Below are 19,318 nucleotides of genomic sequence, written 5' to 3' on the forward strand. Positions count from 1 at the left end.
ACATGGAGGGGTGCAGGGTGTGCCGTCGCGCGCCCCGCACTGCCGGTCGAGGACTGACGAGACGAGGTGCCCGTGTCACGCGACGAGCTGGCCGCCCTGGCCGACGCGCCCGAGAGGACGAGCCCCGTCGCGCTGCGCCTGCTGCCGCGCGACGAGGCCTGCGACGACGCGCCCGACGACGAGCGTGACGACGTGACCGACGACGACCACGACGAGCGGGACGAGCGCGACAAGGCGGCCGACGACGCGCACGCCGACGACGCGCACGCCGACGAGCTCTCGACCGACGCGCCCGACGACGCGACGCGCCCGGACCGCGGCGCCGACTGGTACACCGCGCTCGTGCGTGCGCACCAGCGCGACGTGTTCCGGTTCCTCGTGCGCCGCGCGGGCCAGGACGCCGACGACCTCACGGCCGACGTGCTGACGATCGCGTGGCGCCGCCGCGCCGACGTCCCCGAGGGTGCCGAGCTGCCCTGGCTCTACCGGACCGCGGGGTACGTGCTGGCCAACCACCGGCGCAAGGGCCGGCCCGTGCCGGTCGAGCACCTGCCGGAGACGGTCGACGACGACGACCCCGCGCTGCGCGCCGTGCACGACGAGCAGGTGCGCACCGCGCTCGCGGCGCTCAGCCCGCGCGACCGCAAGATCGTCCTGCTCAACGCGTGGGAGGGCCTGACGGGTCAGGCGCTCGCGGACGTGCTCGGTATCGGCCGGGGCGGTGCGGACGCCGCACTCAGCCGTGCCCGCTCGCGGCTCGCCGCGGCGTGGGCGGCCTCGTCGGACGACCAGGACTGAGCCGAGGACGAGCTGGGGACGGTGCGCCGGGCTCGTGGTGCAAGACGCGACGCGCCCCGCACACAGAGGGGGCAGGACGCGCGTCCGGCACGACGCGCAGGACCCTTTGGAGGAGCCGTGAGCACGCACGACGACCGTCCGGTCGACCCCGCGCTCGTCGACGACGCGCTGCGCCGCGTCACGGCGGCGGACCCCGCGGCGGGCGCGACGCTCGACACGGGACGCCTGCACACCGCGCTCGCCGCGAGCACGGGCGTGCGGATGCCGGAGCATGACGAGCAGCCCGACGAGCAGCACGACCTGCAGCATGACGAGCTCGCCGCGGCGCGCGCCCGACGCCTGCGCCGCACCCGCTGGGTGGGGGCCGCGGCGGCGGTCGCCGCGTTCGCGGCCGTCGGTGGCGGCGGCTACGCGATCGGTGCGCAGGGCGGCTCGCCGCAGGTCGCGGCGGCGATCTCGCTGGACTCGTCGGCGGCGGGCGCGAGCGAGGAGGTCGACGGGGCCATGGGTCTGGGGCACCGTGCGGAGGGGCCCTCGAGCGTCGGTTCGCTGCAGGTGCCCGCCGAGCTCCAGGGCGGGGCCGACCGGATGATGCCCGCGTGGGGCTACGGCGGGCGGCAGGTGTTCCACGGCGAGGGCCTGTCGGACGCGACCGGCGAGCACGCCGCGTGGGCGTTCGACGCCGCGTCGGTGTACTCCGAGGCGACGCTGCGCGCGGCCGCGAAGGTGTTCGGCGTCTCCGGTGAGCTGAGCGACGAGTACGGCCTGACGATCGGCGCGCTCGACGGCTCGGCGCCCACCGTGAGCCTGAGCGCCGACGGCCTGGCGAGCATCGCCTACTACGACCCGACGCGTGACCCGTGGGGCTGCGAGCAGATCTCGATGCCCGACAAGCCGAACGGCGACGTCCCGGAGGGTGCGGCCGAGCCCGGGTCCACGGGCGGCGCGGACTGCGCGCAGGACGGCCCGTCGGCGAAGGACGCGACCGCGGCCGCCGAGGCCACGCTCGACGATCTCGGCCTCGACGCGGACGACTTCACGTTCGACGTCACGACCGACCAGGGTGCGGGCACCAACGTGCTCGCGACGCTCGTCGTCGACGGCCAGGCGACCCAGGCCGTGTGGAACTTCACGGTCATGGCGGACGGCGTGCAGTCGGCGTACGGCCCGCTCGCGCCGGTCGTCGAGCTCGGCGACTACGACGTGGTCAGCGCGGCCGACGCGGTCGAGCGGCTCAACGACCCGCGCTTCGCGGGCGGCTGGGGTGGGGTGTGGCCGCTCGCGGCCTCGGCCCGCGGGGGCGCGGTGCTCGAGAACAAGCTCGACACCGAGGCGGCGACGGCCGACGAGCCGACCGTGCCGGCGACGCCGCGCGCGGGCGACCCGATCGCGTGGCCCGTCACGCAGGTCGCGATCACGGACGCGCGGCTCGGTGTGGCGCTGCAGGTGCTCGAGGACGGCGCCTCGATGCTCGTCCCGGCGTACGAGCTGTCCGACGGCTCGGGCGCCACGTGGAGCGTGATCGCCGTCGCGGACGACCAGCTCGACCTCACGCGCTAGGAGTCCGAGGGACACGTGCTCGTCGTCCGGACCGGGTGGGTACGTCCCCGGGACGGGCAGGGACGTGAGGCCGGTCGGTGCGCACCAGCACCGGCCGGCCTTCCGTCGTGCCGGGCGTGAGCTGCGGGTCTAGCGTGGGCGACGTGACCACGGCCCTGGTGGTGCTGCTCGTCGGCGTCCTGCTGTGCTTCTACGGCGTGCGCTCGGTCAACCTCGCGCTGCTCGCAGCGGGGTTCGCGATCGGGTACCTGGTCGCGGACGCGTTCGACGCGGACCCGTGGACCGCGCTGTGGGTGGGGCTGGGCTCCGCGGTCCTCGTGTGGCTCACGGTGTCCCTGGTCTTCCGGTTCGCGACGTTCGTCGTCGGGCTCGTCGCGGGGGCCGTGATCGGCGCGAAGCTGTGGTCCGCGTTGGCGGACCCGGGCACGAGCGCGCTCCTCGGCATCGTGCTCGTCGTCGTCACGGCGTTCGCGTGCGCGCTGCTCGCGGAGAAGTACGCGCGCCGCGCGCTGCTGTGGTGCACCGCGCTGGGCGGCGCGAGCGTCATCCTGTCCGGTGTCGCGGCGCTGTGGCCCGAGGGGCTCGGGTTCCTCGCGCACCCGGACGAGGGCTGGGAGCAGACCGTGATGCTCGTCGTGTGGCTCGCGGTCGCCGGCACCGGCTGGTACGTGCAGCGCCGGCTGTTCCGCGAGCGGCTCGGTCTGCCGCCGCAGCAGGCGGCCGCCGCACCCCCGGCACCCACCGCGTGACGGAGGGTCTGCTCCCGTGAGGGTGGTCTCCTCTACGGTGGCCCGGGTGAGGACCACGAACCGATGACGGACCGTCGACCGCTGCTGCTGCTGGACACCGCGTCGCTGTACTTCCGGGCGTACTTCGGCGTGCCCGAGTCCGTGGGGCGCGCGCCCGACGGCTCGCCGACGAACGCCGTGCGCGGCCTGCTCGACATGATCGCGCGGCTCGTCGTCGACCGGCGGCCCACGCGCCTCGTCGCGTGCTGGGACGACGACTGGCGTCCCGAGTTCCGGGTCGAGGCCATCAGCTCGTACAAGGCGCACCGCGTCGCGGCGCAGGTCCCGGCGCCGGGCGGCGGCACGACGAGCGTCGAGGAGGTCCCGGACACGCTCGCGCCCCAGGTGCCCGTGATCGCCGAGGTGCTCGCGGCGCTCGGGATCGCGCGGCTCGGCGCGCCGGGGTTCGAGGCCGACGACGTGATCGGCACGCTCGTCGCGCGCGAACGCGCCCGCCCCGCCGACGAGCGGGACCCCGTGGACGTCGTGACGGGCGACCGTGACCTGTTCCAGCTCGTCGACGACGAGACGCGCGTGCGCGTGCTCTACACCGTCAAGGGCATCAAGGACCTCGAGGTCGTCGACCTGGCGCGGCTGCGCGAGCGGTACGACGTGGACTCCGGCGCCGCGTACGCGGACATGGCGGCGCTGCGCGGCGACCCGTCGGACGGGCTGCCCGGTGTGCCGGGCATCGGGGAGAAGACCGCGGCCGCGCTCGTGCGGCGGTACGGCTCGCTCGACGGCGTGCTCGCGGCGCGCGACGCGGGCGACCGCGGCCTGACCGCGACGCAGCTGCGCCGGCTCACCGAGGCCGCCGACTACCTCGCGGTCGCGCCGCGCGTGGTGCGGGTCGCGCACGACGCACCCGTGCCGGACGTCGACGACCACCTGCCCGCGACGCCCGCGGACCCCGACGCGCTCGTCGCGCTCGCGGAGCGGTGGGGGATCGCGTCGTCGATCACGCGCGTCGTGACGGCGCTCGCCGGCTGACCCGGCGCACGCGTCGGCGTCGCGTCAGTCGCGCACCCAGAGGTTCGGGGCGAGCTGCGCCCAGCCGGCGTCGGTCGGCCCCGCACCCTGCGCGGCGAGCCACACCACGTCGCGGCCGTCCACGTCCGCCGTGGTGAGCACGAGGTGCGTCGTCGGGCGTGCGCAGGACTGCCCGGGCACGTCGCCCTCGACGACCGTCAGCAGGCACACCGCACCGCCCGCCGTCAGGCCGACGTAGTGCTCGCCCCACGCGGACGTGCCCAGCCGGCGCGTCGTCGTGGTGACGACGTCGATCAGGTCGAGGTCCGCGTCGGCGATCCGGTCCGCGGCCGTCTGCTCCGCGGCGAGCGCGGGCACCAGGTCCGACGGTGCGGCGCTCACGTCGACGGGCGAACGCCGGGCGGCGTCGAGCCAGACGACACCCACCACCAGCAGGGCGATCGCGAGCAGGAACGCGGCGGCTCCCCAGGCGCGCGAGCGTCGGCGGGGCGCAGCGGCCGCGTCACCGAAGTCGCCGAACGCCTCGCCGAGGTCGAGGTCCTCGAACGTGGTCATGCCCCGTCATCGGCACGGCCGGGACGTGACATGAGACACATGTACCGAGTTGCTCCGCGCGGCTGCCAGGCTCCGGCGGACACACGGACGGGGTGCCGCAGCGGGCCGGAGCCCGCCGCGACACCCCGTCGCGGTCCACGTCGTCGACTCAGGCCGACGCGCGGGTGAGGGTCAGCGCGTGACCGTGAGCGTCGCCGTCTTCCACGAGCTGCCGGTGTAGCCGGAGCCCGCGTAGGACGCCGTGAGCGAGTGCTTGCCCACCGCCAGCGTCTTCGGCAGCGTGATCGTGACCTTGCCGGTCGTGCCGGAGACCTTGAGCGTCCCCGACGCGATCACCTTGCCGTTCTCCTTGATGACCACCTTGCCGGTCGGCGGCTTCGACGTGCTCTTGACCGTGACGACCGCCTTCGCGGAGGTGCCCTTCTTCACGGTCGTCGGCGACAGCGTCAGCGAGGTCGTGGTCGCGGACTTCGTGACCTTGACCGCCGCCGAGCCGGACGAGCCGTACGCCGTCGGGCTCGTCGGCGTGAAGACCGCCTTGTAGGAGTGCGACCCGAGGGTCACCGCGACCTGCTTGGTGGCCTTGCCGCTCGAGACCGTCACCTTGCCCAGCGACGTGCGGCCGTCGAAGAACTCGACCTTGCCCGCCGCCGCGGGGGAGACCGTCGCGGTGAGCGTGGCCTTGTCCGCGTGCGTCTTGCCCGGCGTGAACGCCAGCTTCGTCGCCGTGCGGACCGGGACGCTGACGTCCACGACCTGCGCGCGCGCCGAGCCCGCGTTGTGGTGCTGCAGGACGAGCAGCTTGCCGGACTTCGCGGTCGCCGAGCGGTGCACCGGGATCGAGACGCCGTCGTCGCCGACGGACAGGACGAAGTCCTGCGTCTCGAACCAGAACGGCGCGTCGAACGGCGACACCGTGAACGGCGCGACCGAGTCGACGACCTCGTCGCGGGCGTACGGCGAGTACGTCCACACCTGGACGGTCGGCGTGGCGCCGGACTCGATGCCCGCGTACTCCAGACCGATCGGCGCGACGACCACGTTGCTGTCGAACAGCCCGGTGTCGGCACCGGTCACGCCGTTGGCGTACTGCACGTCGACCGGTCCGTCGGACGGGTCCGCGTGCAGGTCGTACGTGAGCACGACCGTGACGTCGGCCTCCGGGTCGTACTTCGTGACGATCGACTGCAGGTCCGCCTCGCCGTCACCGTCGATGTCGGTGTCGATCACCGGGATCATCGTGGTGCCGATCGAGGCCCAGTCGCCGTCCGTCGCGATGCCGATGTTGAGCGTCGCGTAGTCGCTCGGGAGGCCGAGCGACTCGAAGTACTGCGCGTTCGACGACCAGCCGACGTACCGCAGGTCGCCCGACGCGATCGCCGACGCCGAGGTCGTCAGCGACGCGTCCCGCTCGAGGCGGGGGCTCGTGCGCGCCAGGATCAGCGGTGACGTGAGCGACGTCCAGCCGCCCGCGTCGACGCCGCGGCCCGAGAGCCCCAGCTCCGCGGCCGACGAGCCGTCGGTGAACGTGACCTTCGACGCCGACAGGTCGGCGACGAGGCGCGGCGCGGCCTGGACGGGCACGCGCAGCTCCTGGTCGTCGTCCGTGGAGGTCAGGACGACACGGCCCGAGAGGGTCGTGACGTACTCGCGCTCCTCGCCGAACTGGGTGGTCTCCTGGGTCGGGTCGATCTCGCGCTCGAGCGTGCTCGGGTCGGCCGTGAGGGTCAGCGTGACCGTCGCCGCCTTGCCGCCCGCAGGCACCGTGACCTGCGCGGGCGAGACGGTGACCGACGCGCCGCCCGCCGTGGACGCCGCGACGAACGCGGTGTCGTACGTGCGTGCCGTGGTGCCGTAGTTGGCGACCTTGAGCGTGGCCTTGCGGGTCACGACCTCGTCCGCCACGTCGACGACGCCGAACGACACCGACACGAGGTTCGCGTCGTCGGAGTTGTACGCGATGACGTCCGTGCTGACCGCGGCCAGCGCGTCCACGCGGCCGGAGCCGACGCGCTCGGGGCCGTAGGCGATCCCGCCGCCGTCGGCCTCGGTCGTCACGTCGTGCGTCGCGGTGTTCATGACCGCCGCCTTGACCTGCGCAGCGGTCCAGCCCGGGTGCTCCGCGCGGACCAGCGCCGCGATGCCCGCGACGTGCGGGGTCGCCATCGACGTGCCCGAGAGCACGTGACCGGCGGCGCCGCCGCCGGACGCGGCCGACAGGATGCCCGTGCCGGGCGCCGCGACGTCCGGCTTCACGATGCCGAGCGAGCCGTGCACACCGCGCGACGAGCTCGAGTTGAGCAGGTCGGCAGCACCGTCCTGCGCGCCGCGCATCGCGAGGCCCGGACCGATGGTGAGCGTGAGCGTGCCCGCCTCGATCTCGGGCAGGAGCGCCTCCGTCGTCGTCCGCGTCATCTGGAAGCCGGGGATCGCCGCGTTGCCCGAGATGCCCGCGGAGAAGACCGCGACGTCCGTGGGCAGCACGACGCCCACGGCACCCGCGGCCGTCGCGTTGTTGAAGCGGGCGACCGAGCCGCACACACGCGCCGGCGTCTCGTCCCACCACAGGTACGCGATCTTGCCCGCGACCGCGGCGGCCTGCTCGGCCGTGAACGCCGAGCAGCCGTCGAACGTCTCACCCAGCGACACGACCGGGGCGGTGACGTCCGCACCCGCGTACGCGACCGAGTTCTGGCCCGCGAACGTCCGGCCCTCCAGCGCCGCGTCCGACGCGTCCTCGACGCGCGCGGCGTCCAGGACCGGCGCGGCCACCGAGTTGGCGACCGTCAGCGCGCTCGCCGCGTTGCCCGGCGCACCGCCGACGTCGGTGATGTCGCCCGCGTTGCCCGACGCGACCGCGACGACCACGCCGAGGTTCGTCAGACGGTCGACGAGCACGTTGTCCGGGTCGTCCGCGGGGGAGCCGTCCGAGCCGAGCGACATGTTGACCACGTCGACGTGGTCGGACAGGTCACCGTCGCCGTTCGGGTCCGCCGCGCGGTCGAGCGCGAGGGCCGTGACGTCCGTCGAGCCGCCGATGTCGCCGAACACCTTGAACGCCCAGATCGAGGCATGCGGCGCCGAGCCCGGGCCGACCTTCCAGTCCGAGAGGTCCGTGAGCTCGGAGTAGTCACCCTCGAACGTCTCACCGGCCGCGTCGACGCCGTAGCCCGCGGCCGTGCCGGCGACGTGCGTGCCGTGGCCCGAGTTCGGGGAGGTCGACAGCGAGTCGATCGGGTTCTCGTCGGGCGCCGGGACGTCGGTCGAGCCCGGCTCCTCGAGGCTCGCGTCGTAGTCCGGGCCGACGAAGTCGTACCCGCCCGCGTACTTGGCCGCGTCGAACCACGACGGGTCGACCGGCTGCGTGCCGTCCTCGCCGTACGCCTCGTCGTACGCGTCCTGCGTGCCCGCACCGCCGAACGCGGCATGCGTGTAGTCCAGGCCCGTGTCGATGACGGCGATCGAGACGCCCTCACCCGTGTTGCCCGTGTCCTGCCAGGTCTGCAGCGCGCGCGTGAACGTGTCGCTGCCCGCGTTCATCGGCTTCTTCGTCGCGACGCGGTAGATCGCCGTGACCTTGTCCGACGAGGCGAGCGCCGCGATCTTCTCCGCGTCGCCCGTGACGAGCGTGCCCGCCATGAGGTTGGTGACCGTGCCGAGCCGCTTGGGGGTGGCCGAGTCCGCGTTCTTCGCGGTGAGCTCGGCGGGGACGACGGCCTGCGCGAGCGCCTCGGTCGTCTCGGCGGCGTCGAGGACCGCGTCGGCACCCTGGGCCGCGACCTCGACGCCCGTGGCCGTGTCGAGCTCGACGAGCGCCGTGATCCGGCCGTCGTCGGCGGAGAACCCGATGGTCTTGCGCGCCTCGGCGAGGGTCGTCGAGACCCGGGACGCGTCCGGGCGGTCGGAGAGGTCCGGACCGGACGGCGTGGCCGTGGCGGACGTGGCGAGCAGCGCGCTCGTGAGCGCGACGGACACCGCTGTGGCTGAGGCGAGGACTGGTCGCCGGACTGGTCGTGACATGCGTGCCCCTTCGTGGATCTCTCGGGACGTCGGCGGTGCCGTGCCGGCTGTCATGGGCGACACGGAGCAGACGTGCGGCGCACGTTACTGATCGGTAGAGCTCTCCGGGCGTTTGTAACCAGATCGAAACACTTGTGTCGCGTCTGGGGGACATGCCCGGTACGCCGCGACCCGTGCGCGGGACCGCCCGTCGGACGCCCACGGGCCGCCCGACCACGCGCCTGCCGCCGGTGCTCGCCGTGGACGCGCGGCGCGCGGGCCGGGCGCCGTACCGGACAATGGCGCCGATGATCACCGTGAGCACCGACGGCTCCTGCCTACGCAACCCCGGCGGCGCGATCGGCTGGGCGTGGGCCAACCACGACGGCACGAGCGCGAGCGGCGGCGCACCCTCCGGCACCAACCAGGTCGCCGAGCTCACGGCCGTGCTCGAGGCGGTCCTCGCGCACCCCGGCCCCGAGCCGCTGCGCATCGAGGCGGACTCTCAGTACGCGATCAAGTGCTCGTCGGAGTGGGTGCGCGGCTGGCGTCGGCGCGGCTGGCGCACCGCGAGCGGCGGCCCGGTCCAGAACCTCGCGCTGGTCCAGGCGATCGACCAGGCGATCCGCGAGCGCACCGGTCCCGTCACGTTCTCGTGGGTGCGCGGCCACCGCGGCGACCGCTTCAACGAGCGCGCCGACGAGCTCGCGGGCATCGCCGCCCGCGCCGCCCGCGCCGGCACCCTCCCCCCACCCCCCACGCCCGCGCCCCCCACCCCCACCCCCACCGTCGACTCCGAAGCCACCGCCCCCACCGTCGACTCCGAGGCCACCGCCCCCACCGTCGACTCCGAGGCCACCGCCCCCACCGTCGTCGACGCCGCGGTTGTTCCGGGTCCGAGCGCGGATACCCGGAGCAACCCCGGTCTCGTCGGGAACCCACCTGCCGAGCCCGTGCTTGTTCCGGCTTCGGCGGCCGGGACCCGGAGCAACCCCGGTCTCGTCGGGATGGACCCGCTCTTCTGATCCCGACCCCACCCCGACCCCACGGTCGTCGCCACTGAGGTCACCGACCCCACCCCCGTCGACCCCACAGTCACCGCCCCGTCGTCGACCCCACAGTCACCGCCCCCACCGTCGTCGACCCCGCGGTTGCTCCGGGTTCGAGCGTGGATACCCGGAGGAACCCCGGTCTCGTCGGGGACGCCACGGCCGAGGCCGTGCTTGTTCCGGCTTCGGCGGCCGGGACCCGGAGCAACCCCGGTCTCGTCGGGATGGACCCGCTCTTCTGATCCCGACCCCACCCCCAGCCGTCCGGACACGCGTGACCCCGCGGTTGCTCCGGGTCTCGTGGGGCAGAGCCGGAGCGACCGCGGGGTCGTCGTGCGGTGGTCCTGCGGGTCAGCGGCGGATCGTGACGGTGACCGTGCCGGTGGAGGGCGCTGTCGTCGCCGTGCCGGGGTAGGTCGCGGTCAGGGTGTGCGACCCGGGTGCCAGGTCACGCAGCGTGACCGTGGCCGTGCCGGTGAGCCGCCGTACCGACAGCTTCGCGGTGCCCAGCGTCGCCCCGCCCTCGGACAGGGTCACCGTGCCGGACGGTGCGGCGGTCGCCCCGACCACCGTGACGACCGCGGTGACCGGTCCGTGCGACCCGCCCCTGCCGCCGGCCGGCAGGGCCGACGAGCGGGACGAGCCGCCCGCGCCCGCCACCTTCACCGACGTCGTCGTCGCCGACCTCCCGACCGTTACCGCGGCGGGTGCCGACGTCGACGCGAGGTACGGCGTCCCGCGGTCGGGCACGAACGACGCGGTGAGCGAGTGCGCCCCCAGGCCGAGCCGGACCCGCGCGGTCGCCGTCGCGTGACGCACCCGCTCCACGGCGAGCAGCCGGGTGCCGTCGCGGAACGCGACCGACCCCGTCGCGGCCGACGGTGCGACCCTCGCGGTGAGGGTCGCCGTGGAGCCGTACGACGTGCCGCCGCTGACCGCGAGGGTCGTCGTCGTGCTCGTCGGGACCGTGACGTCGACGACCTGCGCGCGCCTGCCGTCGCGGTTGTGGTGCTGCAGCACCAGCAGCTCGCCGCTCGTCGCGTCGGCGGAGCGGTGCACCGGGATGCTCACCCCGCCCGCGCCGTTCGTCGAGACGAGGGACGACCGGTCGTTCTCGAACCAGAACGGCGGCGAGTACGGGTCGACCGTGAACGCCTCGGCCTCGTCGACCACCGAGTCGTCCCCGCCGTACGGCGAGTACGTCCACACGGTGACGGTCGGGGTGTCCCCGGGCGCGATGCCGGTCGCGCCGAGCGCGATCGGTGCGACCAGCACGTTCGAGTCGAACACGCCGGTGTCGACGTCGCCGAGCTCGGCGTTGACCGGCTGGACGTCGACCGCCGGAGCGCTCGCGGGCGCGTGCAGGTCGTACGTCGCGACGACGGTGAGGTCGATCGCGTCGTCGAGCTTCCACACGATCGACTCGAGGTCGAACCTGCCGTCCCCGTCGACGTCGATGTCGATCACGGGGAACACGCTGCGACCGAGCGAGGCCCAGTCGCCCTCGGTCGCGAGGCCGACGTCGAGCAGGCCGTACTCCTGCGGGTCGGCGCCGAGCGCCTCGACGTGCGGCGCGGTGGACGACCAGCCGACGTAGCGGAGGTCACCGGACCGGACGGCCGACCGGGACGTGCCCAGCGTCGCCTCCCGCGGCAGACGCGGGCTGGTGGCGCCGAGGATCAGCGGTGTGGTCAGCGACTGCCACCCGCCGGAGGCGACACCGCGGCCCCGCAGCGCCAGGCCCGCGGTGTCCGCGGACCCCGTGAACGTGACGTCCTGGGCGCGCAGGTCGCTCACGAGCCGCGGCGCCGCCTGGACGGGGACGCGCAGCTCGTCGTCACCCGACCGCGAGTCGAGCACGAGCCGGCCCGTGAGCGCCGCGACGTACTCGCGGGGCAGCCCGCCCTGCTCGAGCGACGACGTCGGGTCGATGTCCCGCTCGAGCGTCGCCGGGTCCACCGACAGCGTGAGCGTGACCGTGGCCTTGCCGCCGCGCGGGACGGTGACGCGTGCGGGCGAGACCGTGATCGTCGCGCCGCCCGTGGTGGACGCGGCGGCGAACGACGCGTCGTAGCTCTGCGCGGACCGGCCGAAGTTGCGGACCGTGACCGTGGCCTTGCGCGTGACCTTCGTGGCGCCCACGTCGACGACCCCGAACGCCACCGACGTGAGCGCCGGGTCCTTCGCGGCGTACGCGACGACGTCGGTCTCGACCGCGGCGAGCGCGTCGACCCGCCCGGCGCCCACGCGCTCCGGCCCGTAGGCCAGGCCGGCCCCGCCGGGCTCGGTCGTGACGTCGTGCGTCGCGGTGTTGACGATCGCGGCCTTCACCTCGGTCGGCGACCAGCGCGGGTGCGCGGCCCGGACGAGCGCGGCGATGCCCGCGACGTGCGGTGCGGCCATCGACGTGCCGGACAGCACGTGCCCCGCGGAGCCGCCGCCCGACGCGGCGGACAGGATGCCCGTGCCGGGCGCCGCGACGTCGGGCTTCACGACGCCGAGCGAACCGTGCACGCCGCGCGACGAGCCGTCGTTCAGCAGGTCCTGCGCACCGTCCAGGCTGCCGCTCATGGCGTAGCCGGGGCCGATCGAGAGCGTGAGCGTCCCCGCCTCGATCTCCGGCAGGAGCGCGTCGGTCGACTGCTGGGTGAGTTGCGCGCCCGGGATGGCCGCGTTGCCCGCGATGCCCGCGGCGAACACCGTGAGCTCGGTGGGCAGCACCACGCCGACCGCACCGGCGGTCGCCGCGTTGGTGAAGCGCGCCGCGGAGCCGCACCGGCGGGACGTGTCGTCGTCGTCCCACCACAGGTACGCGATCTTCCCGGCGACCGCAGCGGCCTGCGCGGCCGTGAACGCGGTGCACCCGTCGAACGTCGCGCCGAGGTACGCCACGGGCGCCTCGACGTCCGGACCCGCGTACGCGACCGAGTTCTGCGCGGGCAGCTCGTCGCCCACGAGCGCGTCGTCGGACGCCGCGGTGACCTTCACGGCGTCGAGCACGGGGGAGCCGACCGAGTTCGCGACGGTGAGGGCGCTCGCGGCGTTGCCCGGCGCGCCCCCGATGTCGGTGATGTCGCCGGCGTTGCCCGCGGAGTTGGTGACGAGCACGCCCAGCTTCGTGAGCTCGTCCACCAGCAGGCTGTCGGGGTCGTCGGCCGGGGCGCCGTCGCCGCCGAGCGACATGTTGACCACGTCGACCCGGTCGGACAGGTCGCCGTCGCCGTCCGGGTCCGCGGCGCGGTCGAGCGCGAGGCTCGTGAGGTCCGTGGACCCGCCGATGTCACCGAAGACCTTGAACGACCACAGCTGCGCGCGCGGGGCCGAGCCGGGGCCGACCTCCCAGTCGGACACGTCCGTCAGCGTGGCGTAGTCGCCGCGGAACGTGTCACCCGAGGCATCGACGCCGTAGCCCGCGGCGCTGCCCGCGACGTGCGTGCCGTGGCCGGAGTTGGGCGACGTGGCCAGCGCGTCGATGGGGTTCTCGTCGGGCGTCGGGACGTCCGTGGAGCCCGGCTCGTCGAGGCTCGCGTCGTACAGCGGCCCCGCGAAGTCGTAGCCCCCGGCGAACTTCGCCGCGTCGAACCACGCGGGGTCGACGGGCTGCGTGCCGTCCTCGCCGTACGCCTCCTCGTACGCTTCCTGGGTCCCGGCGCCGCCGAAGTCGGCGTGCGTGTAGTCCAGGCCCGTGTCGATGACCGCCAGGCTCACGCCCTCACCGGTCTGCCCGGTGTCCTGCCACGCCTGCAGCGCGCGGGTGAAGGCGACCGTGCTGGAGTTCGTGGTGCGCTTCTCCACCACCCGGTAGATGGCTGTGACCTGGTCCTTCGCGGCGAGCGCGCGGATCTTGGCGGCGTCGCCCGTGACGAGCGTCCCCGCGACGAGGTTGGTGAGCGTGCCGACGCGCTTGGGCGTCGCCGAGCGGGCGTTCCTCGCGGTCAGCTCGGCGGGGACGACGGCCTCGGCGACCGCCTGGGTCTGCGCGGCGGCGTCCTGCACGGCGTCCTTGCCCTGCGCGGCGACGTCCACCCCGGCGGGGGCGTCGAGCGTGACGAGCGCCGTGACCCGGCCCTCGGCGTCCGCGATGCCGACGGTCTTGCGTGCCTCGGCGAGGGACGCGTCGAGCCGTGACGGGTCGATGCGGTGGTCGGCCGGCGTGGGCGGCCCCGGTGGGGCGGCGGACGCGGAGGTCGCCAGGACACCGGTGGTGAGCGCGACGGACAGCGCGGTGGCTGCGGCGAGCGCGGGACGACGAGCTGGTGGACGTGACATGTGCACCCCTGGAGTCGTGGTTCTCACGGAGCGTCCCGCGTGATCGTCGGACCGGCGATCGTCCTCGTTCCCTCCTCGGCGGTCATGCAGCACGCCCGACGCACGTTACTTACCGGTACGTCCCGCGTCACCCGTTCGCTCCCGATTGCCCGACCTGCCGCCGGGGTGCGCCCAGGTGCGCCCAGGTGCGCTCAGGTGCGCTCGGGTGCGGCGGCGCCCGGTCAGCGCAGCGGGACGAACGCGTACGAGCCGTGCGTCGAGACGCTGACCTGCCCGTCCGCCCGCACGACGAGGTGCATGGTCGACCGCACGGGCAGCACCAGCCGCCCGGGGTCCGCGAGCATCCCGACGAGCGCGTCGGGGACGGTCCGCGCCGCCGCCGACACCAGCGCCCGGTCCCACCCGCCCGCGCGCGGGCGCCCGACCGTGCCCGGCTCGGCCCGCTCGAGCCGCGCCCGACCCACCTCGGCGCGGTGCTGCGCGACGAACCGCTCGAGGTTCTGCGCGCCCCACTGCGCGATCTGCGGCTCCAGCTCCAGACCCAGCACCTCGCCCTGCGGCCCGACGAGCCACGCGAGCAGCGCCGTCGTCCAGCCCGAGCCCGCGCCCACGTCGAGCACCCTCGCGCCGCGCGGCACGTCCAGCAGGCGCAGCATCGCCGCGACCGTGCTCGGCTGCGAGCACGTCGACCCCTGCCACAGCGGCAGCGCCTGGTCCTGCGTGGCGTTGCCGCGCTGCGCCGGCGGCAGGAAGTCCGCGCGCGGCACCGCCCGCATCGCGTCCGCGACCCGCTGGCTCGCGGCGGGTGCCTCGTGCGTGGCGTCGCGCTCGTCGCCGCCGTGCTCGTCAGCTCGGCCGTGCTCGTCAGCTCGGCCGTGCTCGTCAGCTCGGCCGTTCTCGTCGCCAGGTCCGTCACCGCGCATTCGCCGCCTCCGTCGCCTCGGGCGAGGTGGTACGTCCGCTTCCGTCCGGGACGGCGCGCGCCGCACGTGGCGGTGACGGCGCACGCCGCGCTCACCACCGACACTAGGCGGGTGACCGCCCCCCGGACCACGACGACGTCGTCGCACACGCCCGCGCACCCCGCCGCGCCTCAGGCGCCGGGCGTCGTCGCCGCCGACGAGCACGCCGACGAGCGTGCCGACGACCCGCTCGACGCCGACGTGGTCGTCGTCGGATCCGGCTTCGGCGGGAGCGTCGCGGCGCTGCGGCTCGTCGAGAAGGGCTACCGCGTGCTCGTCGTCGAGGCAGGCCGGCGCTTCACCGACGACACGCTGCCGCGCACGTCCTGGGACGTGCGGCGGTTCCTGTGGGCGCCGCGGCTCGGGTGCACGGGCATCCAGCGGATCCACGTGCTGCCTGACGTGGTCGTGCTCGCCGGCGCGGGCGTCGGCGGCGGCTCGCTGGTCTACGCGAACACGCTGTACGAGCCCGAGCGTGACGAGTTCTGGGACGACCCGCAGTGGGCGGGCATCACCGACTGGCGCGCCGAGCTCGCGCCCCACTACGACCAGGCGCGGCGCATGCTCGGCGTCGTCGAGAATCCCAGCACCACACCGGCCGACGAGGTGGTCCGCGGCGCCGCGCAGGACCTCGGGGTCGGGGGGTCCTTCCGCCTCGCGCCGGTCGGCGTGGTGTTCGGGCGCGACGGACGGCTCGAGCCCGGCCAGGCGGTGCCCGACCCGTTCTTCGGCGGGGTCGGGCCGCAGCGTCGCGGGTGCACGCAGTGCGGCGCGTGCATGACGGGCTGCCGGTTCGGCGCGAAGAACACGCTGACGACGAACTACCTCGCGCTCGCCGAGCGTGCGGGCGTGCGCGTCCGTGCGCTCACCACCGTGACGTCCGTGCGCCCCGCCGCCGACGGGACGTGGGAGGTCGACGTCGCCGCGACCGGGCACCCACGCCGGGGCCGCAGGACCCTGCGCGCCGGGCAGGTCGTGCTCGCCGCCGGTGCGTGGGGGACGCAGGCGCTCCTGCACCGCCTCAAGGCCGACGGCGTGCTGCCCGAGCTGTCCGACCGGCTCGGCCACCTCACGCGGACGAACTCCGAGGCGCTCGGCGGGGCCGTCGCCCGGTGGCGGGACCGGCGCTCGGCGCCCGACCTGACCCGCGGCGTCGCCATCACGTCGTCCGTGTGGCTCGACGAGCGCACCCACCTCGAGCCCGTGCGGTACGGACGCGGGTCGAACCTCATGGGGTTGCTCTCCACGGTCGTCACCGCGGGTCGCACCCGCCCGGGCGGTGGCGGCGCGGGCGTCGCACCCGCCGACGGGCGGCCCGGTGGGGCGCGGGCCGAGCGGGCGCTGCGGTGGCTCGGGACGGTCGCGCGGCACCCCGGGCAGGTCGCGTCGCTGGTGCTGGGCATCGGGTCCTGGTCGCAACGGACCGTGATCGGGCTCGTCATGCAGACGGGCGGGGCGTCGATCGTCGTGCGCCCCCGCCGCACGTGGCGCGGCCGGGTGCGGCTGACGTCGACACCGGGGGAGGGCGAGCCGAACCCCACCTGGATCCCGCAGGCGCACGCCGCGTACCGGGCGATGGCGCGGCGGCTCGGCGGGTTCCCGGCCTCGAGCCTCGCGGAGGTCGTCGACGTGCCCATGACGGCGCACTTCATCGGCGGGTGCACGATCGGGCGGACCCGTGACGAGGGCGTGGTGGACCCGTACCACCGCGTCCACGGCCACCCCGGGCTGCACGTGGTCGACGGCTCGACGATCTCGGCGAACCTCGGCGTGAACCCGTCGCTCACCATCACCGCGCAGGCCGAGCGCGCGTGCGCACTGTGGCCCAACCGCGGCGAGGTCGACCCGCGTCCCGCACCGGGCGAGCCCTACCTGCGCCTGGCCCCGGTCGCCCCGGCCCGCCCGGTGGTCCCGGCCGGTGCGCCGGGCGCGCTGCGACCGACGCGGGGCGTCGCGCACCCGGACCCCTGACCCCGTCGCCGCGACCGACCCACCCGCTCCGCGCCATCCGCTCCAAGCACCCGCTCCGCACCATCCGCTCCCAGCACCCGCCCCGCAGCATCGGCTCCGCGCCATCCCGCCCCGCAGCATCGGCTCCGCGCCATCCGCTCCGCGTTACTCGACTCGCCGCCACCCACCTCGGGGAGGGGCTCACCGCGCGTGGCGGAGATGTGACGGCGCGCACGCCGTTGCCGTGCGTCGCGTGCCGCGGACGCGGCGGCGGCGTCGAGCGGGACCGGATGTCCGGTTCGCGCAGCCGTGGGGCGTTTGTGCAGGTCGAGGGGCTCTGCGACTGGGTGAAGGCCCCACTGTGACCCGCGCGACACGCCGCTGCGAGCGGGTGAACAATGTGGCGGAAGTGTGATGGTGAGCGATGTTCGGCGCGTCGCGAGCGGCTGCCCGATTCATGCCAGAACGTTCTCCACGGCCTCGTCGGGACATCCGCCGACTGACCAGGGGCGACACCCCCGAGGCGTCGCGCGACCCGTCGACGGCCCGACGCGACCACCGGCAGCGGGCGTGTCCGACATGTGCGAAGCGCCCTCGAAAGCCTTCGCAGAACCTTGACCTCACGTCACGCGGTCCCCCGTCCGAACGTTCTTAACGTGGACGCGATGAATGACGAGCCGCAGCGCCGGCGCACGTCCGGCAGCGGCCGCCACGCGGCGGTCCCGGCCCGCCCGCGCCCCTTCCGTATCACCCCCCGCCGACTGGCCCAGGGGTTCGTCGTCGTCGCCCTCACCGGTTCGCTCGGTGCGTTCGTCGCGCAGAGCACCGCGGCGGCGAGCTCCGACCGCACCGCCATGCGCGAGGCGCGCACGGCCGTCGCGGGCGCCGCGTTCGAGGCGATGCAGACCGCGCACGAGGCCAGCCTCGCCGCGGAGGACGTCACGCTCGACGACGAGTCCCTCGCCGCCCTCGAGGCCGCGACCGCCGAGCTCGAGGACCTCCTCGACGACGCCGGTGTCGCCGACCTCGGGATCGCCGAGCTGCGCGGTGCGGACACCGCGTCCCGCAGCGGGTCGCGTACCTCGACCGAGCGCACGACGAGCGCGCGCTCGGGTAGCGCGGGTTCGGGTACGCCTTCGGGTGCGGCCCGCGGCGCGACCGACGAGCCGACTGCTGTCGCTGCCGACGCTCCCGCCGCCGGCGCTGCCGCTGCCGACGCTCCCGCGGCCGACGAAGCCGCTGCCGACGCTCCTGCCGCCGATGCCCAGGCGCCCTCGAGCGAGCCCTTGCTGAGCGCGTCGCAGGACCTGCTGGCCACGGCCGGCGCCCCGCAGCAGACGCCCGCGCCCGCCGACCCGGCCGACACGGGTGCGGCAGGGGGTGCCGCCTCGTCGGCCACCCCGACCCCCGACGCGACCGGGACGGCTGCCGAGAACCCCACCGAGAGCTCCACCGCGACCTCCACCGAGAGCCCCACGCAGGGCGCGACCGACAACCCCGCCGAGGCGTCCGCCGACGACGTCGTCGAGATCCCGCCGGTCCAGGGGCCCGAGGACGCCACGACCCGCAAGATCCGCGCGGCCCTCGCGCGGGTCGTCGCGCTCAGCGGCGAGGTCCTCGACACCGCGGAGGAGGAGCGCGCGCGCATCGCCGCCGAGGAGGAGGCCGCGCGGCTCGAGGCCGAGCGGAAGAAGGCCGCCGCAGCCGCCGCGGCCGCCGCGAAGAAGGCGCAGGAGGAGGCGGCCGCGAAGGCCGCCGCCGAGGCTGCGGCCGAGGAAGCCGCGGCCGAGCGTGCCGCGTGGAAGAAGTCGCTGCTCGGCTACGCGAACGGCCGGGTGCCGTCGTCGGCGCTGTGCGCGCTGTCGTTCGACGCCGGCCAGCTGCTGCGCTGCGACGCCGCCGAGGACCTCGAGGCGCTGGACGCCGCGTACCTCGACGACTTCGGGACGCACCTCGCGGTCTCCGACTCCTACCGCTCGTACGGCGCGCAGGTCACGTGCCGCGCGACCAAGGGCTGGCTGTGCGCGGCCCCCGGCACGTCGAACCACGGGACGGGCATCGCGGTCGACCTGGGCGGCGGCATCCAGGCGTTCGGCACCGCGCAGCACGCGTGGATGCAGCAGCACGCCGACGAGTTCGGCTGGGTCCACCCCGCGTGGGCGCGCGCGGGTGGCAGCAAGCCCGAGGCGTGGCACTGGGAGTACGTGCGCTGACGCGCGCAGCCGGTGTGACGCACGCAGCCGGTGTGACGCGCACAGCCGGTGTGATGCCCGAGCGGCCCGCCGGCGCGTGACGCCCCGTGGCCGGGAGCGGGCTCCCGGGTGATGCGTGCCGGTCGGGGCCCGGGTGTCCGAGGCGTGGCCGCCGGGCTGCGGCGGGCGGCCCCCGCGCCTAGCGT

Annotated in this window: 11 protein-coding genes; 7 read left to right on the plus strand and 4 right to left on the minus strand. The window is 75.1% G+C overall.

What is annotated here, in order from left to right:
- The first annotated feature begins 72 nt into the window (after positions 1 to 72).
- From CBP52_RS15695 to CBP52_RS15710, 4 genes are all read left to right on the plus strand, one after another.
- Positions 73 to 798, plus strand: coding sequence for an RNA polymerase sigma factor (locus CBP52_RS15695; RefSeq protein WP_232514540.1), 726 nt, complete (start codon positions 73 to 75; stop codon positions 796 to 798).
- A 117-nt stretch (positions 799 to 915) separates the two neighbouring features.
- Positions 916 to 2,358: a hypothetical protein gene (locus tag CBP52_RS15700; protein WP_094181749.1), complete on the plus strand. Its 1,443-nt coding sequence runs from the start codon at positions 916 to 918 to the stop codon at positions 2,356 to 2,358.
- A 143-nt stretch (positions 2,359 to 2,501) separates the two neighbouring features.
- Positions 2,502 to 3,107 (plus strand): DUF4203 domain-containing protein, encoded by a 606-nt coding sequence (locus tag CBP52_RS15705; protein WP_094182443.1) that lies wholly within the window; start codon positions 2,502 to 2,504, stop codon positions 3,105 to 3,107.
- 63 nt (positions 3,108 to 3,170) lie between these two features.
- Positions 3,171 to 4,136 carry a 5'-3' exonuclease gene (locus CBP52_RS15710; RefSeq protein WP_094181750.1) on the plus strand — a complete coding sequence of 322 codons (966 nt, stop codon included), beginning with the start codon at positions 3,171 to 3,173 and terminating at the stop codon, positions 4,134 to 4,136.
- A gap of 24 nt (positions 4,137 to 4,160) precedes the next feature.
- Here CBP52_RS15710 and CBP52_RS15715 read toward each other — a convergent pair whose 3' ends face one another.
- Both CBP52_RS15715 and CBP52_RS18610 read right to left on the minus strand, forming a co-directional pair.
- Positions 4,161 to 4,691 (minus strand): hypothetical protein, encoded by a 531-nt coding sequence (locus CBP52_RS15715; RefSeq protein WP_094181751.1) that lies wholly within the window; start codon positions 4,689 to 4,691, stop codon positions 4,161 to 4,163.
- A 171-nt stretch (positions 4,692 to 4,862) separates the two neighbouring features.
- Positions 4,863 to 8,711 carry a S8 family serine peptidase gene (locus CBP52_RS18610; protein ID WP_094181752.1) on the minus strand — a complete coding sequence of 1,283 codons (3,849 nt, stop codon included), beginning with the start codon at positions 8,709 to 8,711 and terminating at the stop codon, positions 4,863 to 4,865.
- A gap of 173 nt (positions 8,712 to 8,884) precedes the next feature.
- On the opposite strand from CBP52_RS18610, the gene CBP52_RS18405 reads away from it, so the two are divergent.
- Positions 8,885 to 9,715 carry a ribonuclease H gene (locus CBP52_RS18405; protein WP_232514541.1) on the plus strand — a complete coding sequence of 277 codons (831 nt, stop codon included), beginning with the start codon at positions 8,885 to 8,887 and terminating at the stop codon, positions 9,713 to 9,715.
- A gap of 375 nt (positions 9,716 to 10,090) precedes the next feature.
- Here the strand turns inward: CBP52_RS18405 and CBP52_RS15730 are convergent, their stop codons facing one another.
- Both CBP52_RS15730 and CBP52_RS15735 read right to left on the minus strand, forming a co-directional pair.
- Positions 10,091 to 14,008 carry a S8 family serine peptidase gene (locus tag CBP52_RS15730; protein WP_094181753.1) on the minus strand — a complete coding sequence of 1,306 codons (3,918 nt, stop codon included), beginning with the start codon at positions 14,006 to 14,008 and terminating at the stop codon, positions 10,091 to 10,093.
- A gap of 221 nt (positions 14,009 to 14,229) precedes the next feature.
- Positions 14,230 to 14,931 (minus strand): protein-L-isoaspartate O-methyltransferase, encoded by a 702-nt coding sequence (locus CBP52_RS15735; RefSeq protein ID WP_094181754.1) that lies wholly within the window; start codon positions 14,929 to 14,931, stop codon positions 14,230 to 14,232.
- Positions 14,932 to 15,171: 240 nt separating this feature from the next.
- Between CBP52_RS15735 and CBP52_RS15740 the strand changes: the two genes are divergently transcribed.
- Positions 15,172 to 16,941 carry a GMC oxidoreductase gene (locus tag CBP52_RS15740; protein ID WP_198303616.1) on the plus strand — a complete coding sequence of 590 codons (1,770 nt, stop codon included), beginning with the start codon at positions 15,172 to 15,174 and terminating at the stop codon, positions 16,939 to 16,941.
- Positions 16,942 to 17,585: 644 nt separating this feature from the next.
- Positions 17,586 to 19,133, plus strand: a complete 1,548-nt coding sequence (locus CBP52_RS15745) for a D-alanyl-D-alanine carboxypeptidase family protein (RefSeq protein WP_157732681.1) — start codon at positions 17,586 to 17,588, stop codon at positions 19,131 to 19,133.
- The last annotated feature ends 185 nt before the right edge of the window (positions 19,134 to 19,318 follow it).

The organism is Cellulomonas sp. PSBB021 (assembly GCF_002240455.1).
Lineage (GTDB): Bacteria > Actinomycetota > Actinomycetes > Actinomycetales > Cellulomonadaceae > Cellulomonas > Cellulomonas uda.

Excerpts from the sequence above, each read along its gene's own strand:
- CBP52_RS15710 (WP_094181750.1), top strand. The coding sequence starts at position 3,171 with ATGACGGACCGTCGACCGCTGCTGCTGCTGGACACCGCGTCGCTGTAC.
- CBP52_RS15715 (WP_094181751.1), bottom strand. The coding sequence starts at position 4,691 with ATGACCACGTTCGAGGACCTCGACCTCGGCGAGGCGTTCGGCGACTTC.
- CBP52_RS18610 (WP_094181752.1), bottom strand. The coding sequence starts at position 8,711 with ATGTCACGACCAGTCCGGCGACCAGTCCTCGCCTCAGCCACAGCGGTG.
- CBP52_RS15730 (WP_094181753.1), bottom strand. The coding sequence starts at position 14,008 with ATGTCACGTCCACCAGCTCGTCGTCCCGCGCTCGCCGCAGCCACCGCG.
- CBP52_RS15735 (WP_094181754.1), bottom strand. The coding sequence starts at position 14,931 with ATGCGCGGTGACGGACCTGGCGACGAGAACGGCCGAGCTGACGAGCAC.
- CBP52_RS15745 (WP_157732681.1), top strand. The coding sequence starts at position 17,586 with ATGAATGACGAGCCGCAGCGCCGGCGCACGTCCGGCAGCGGCCGCCAC.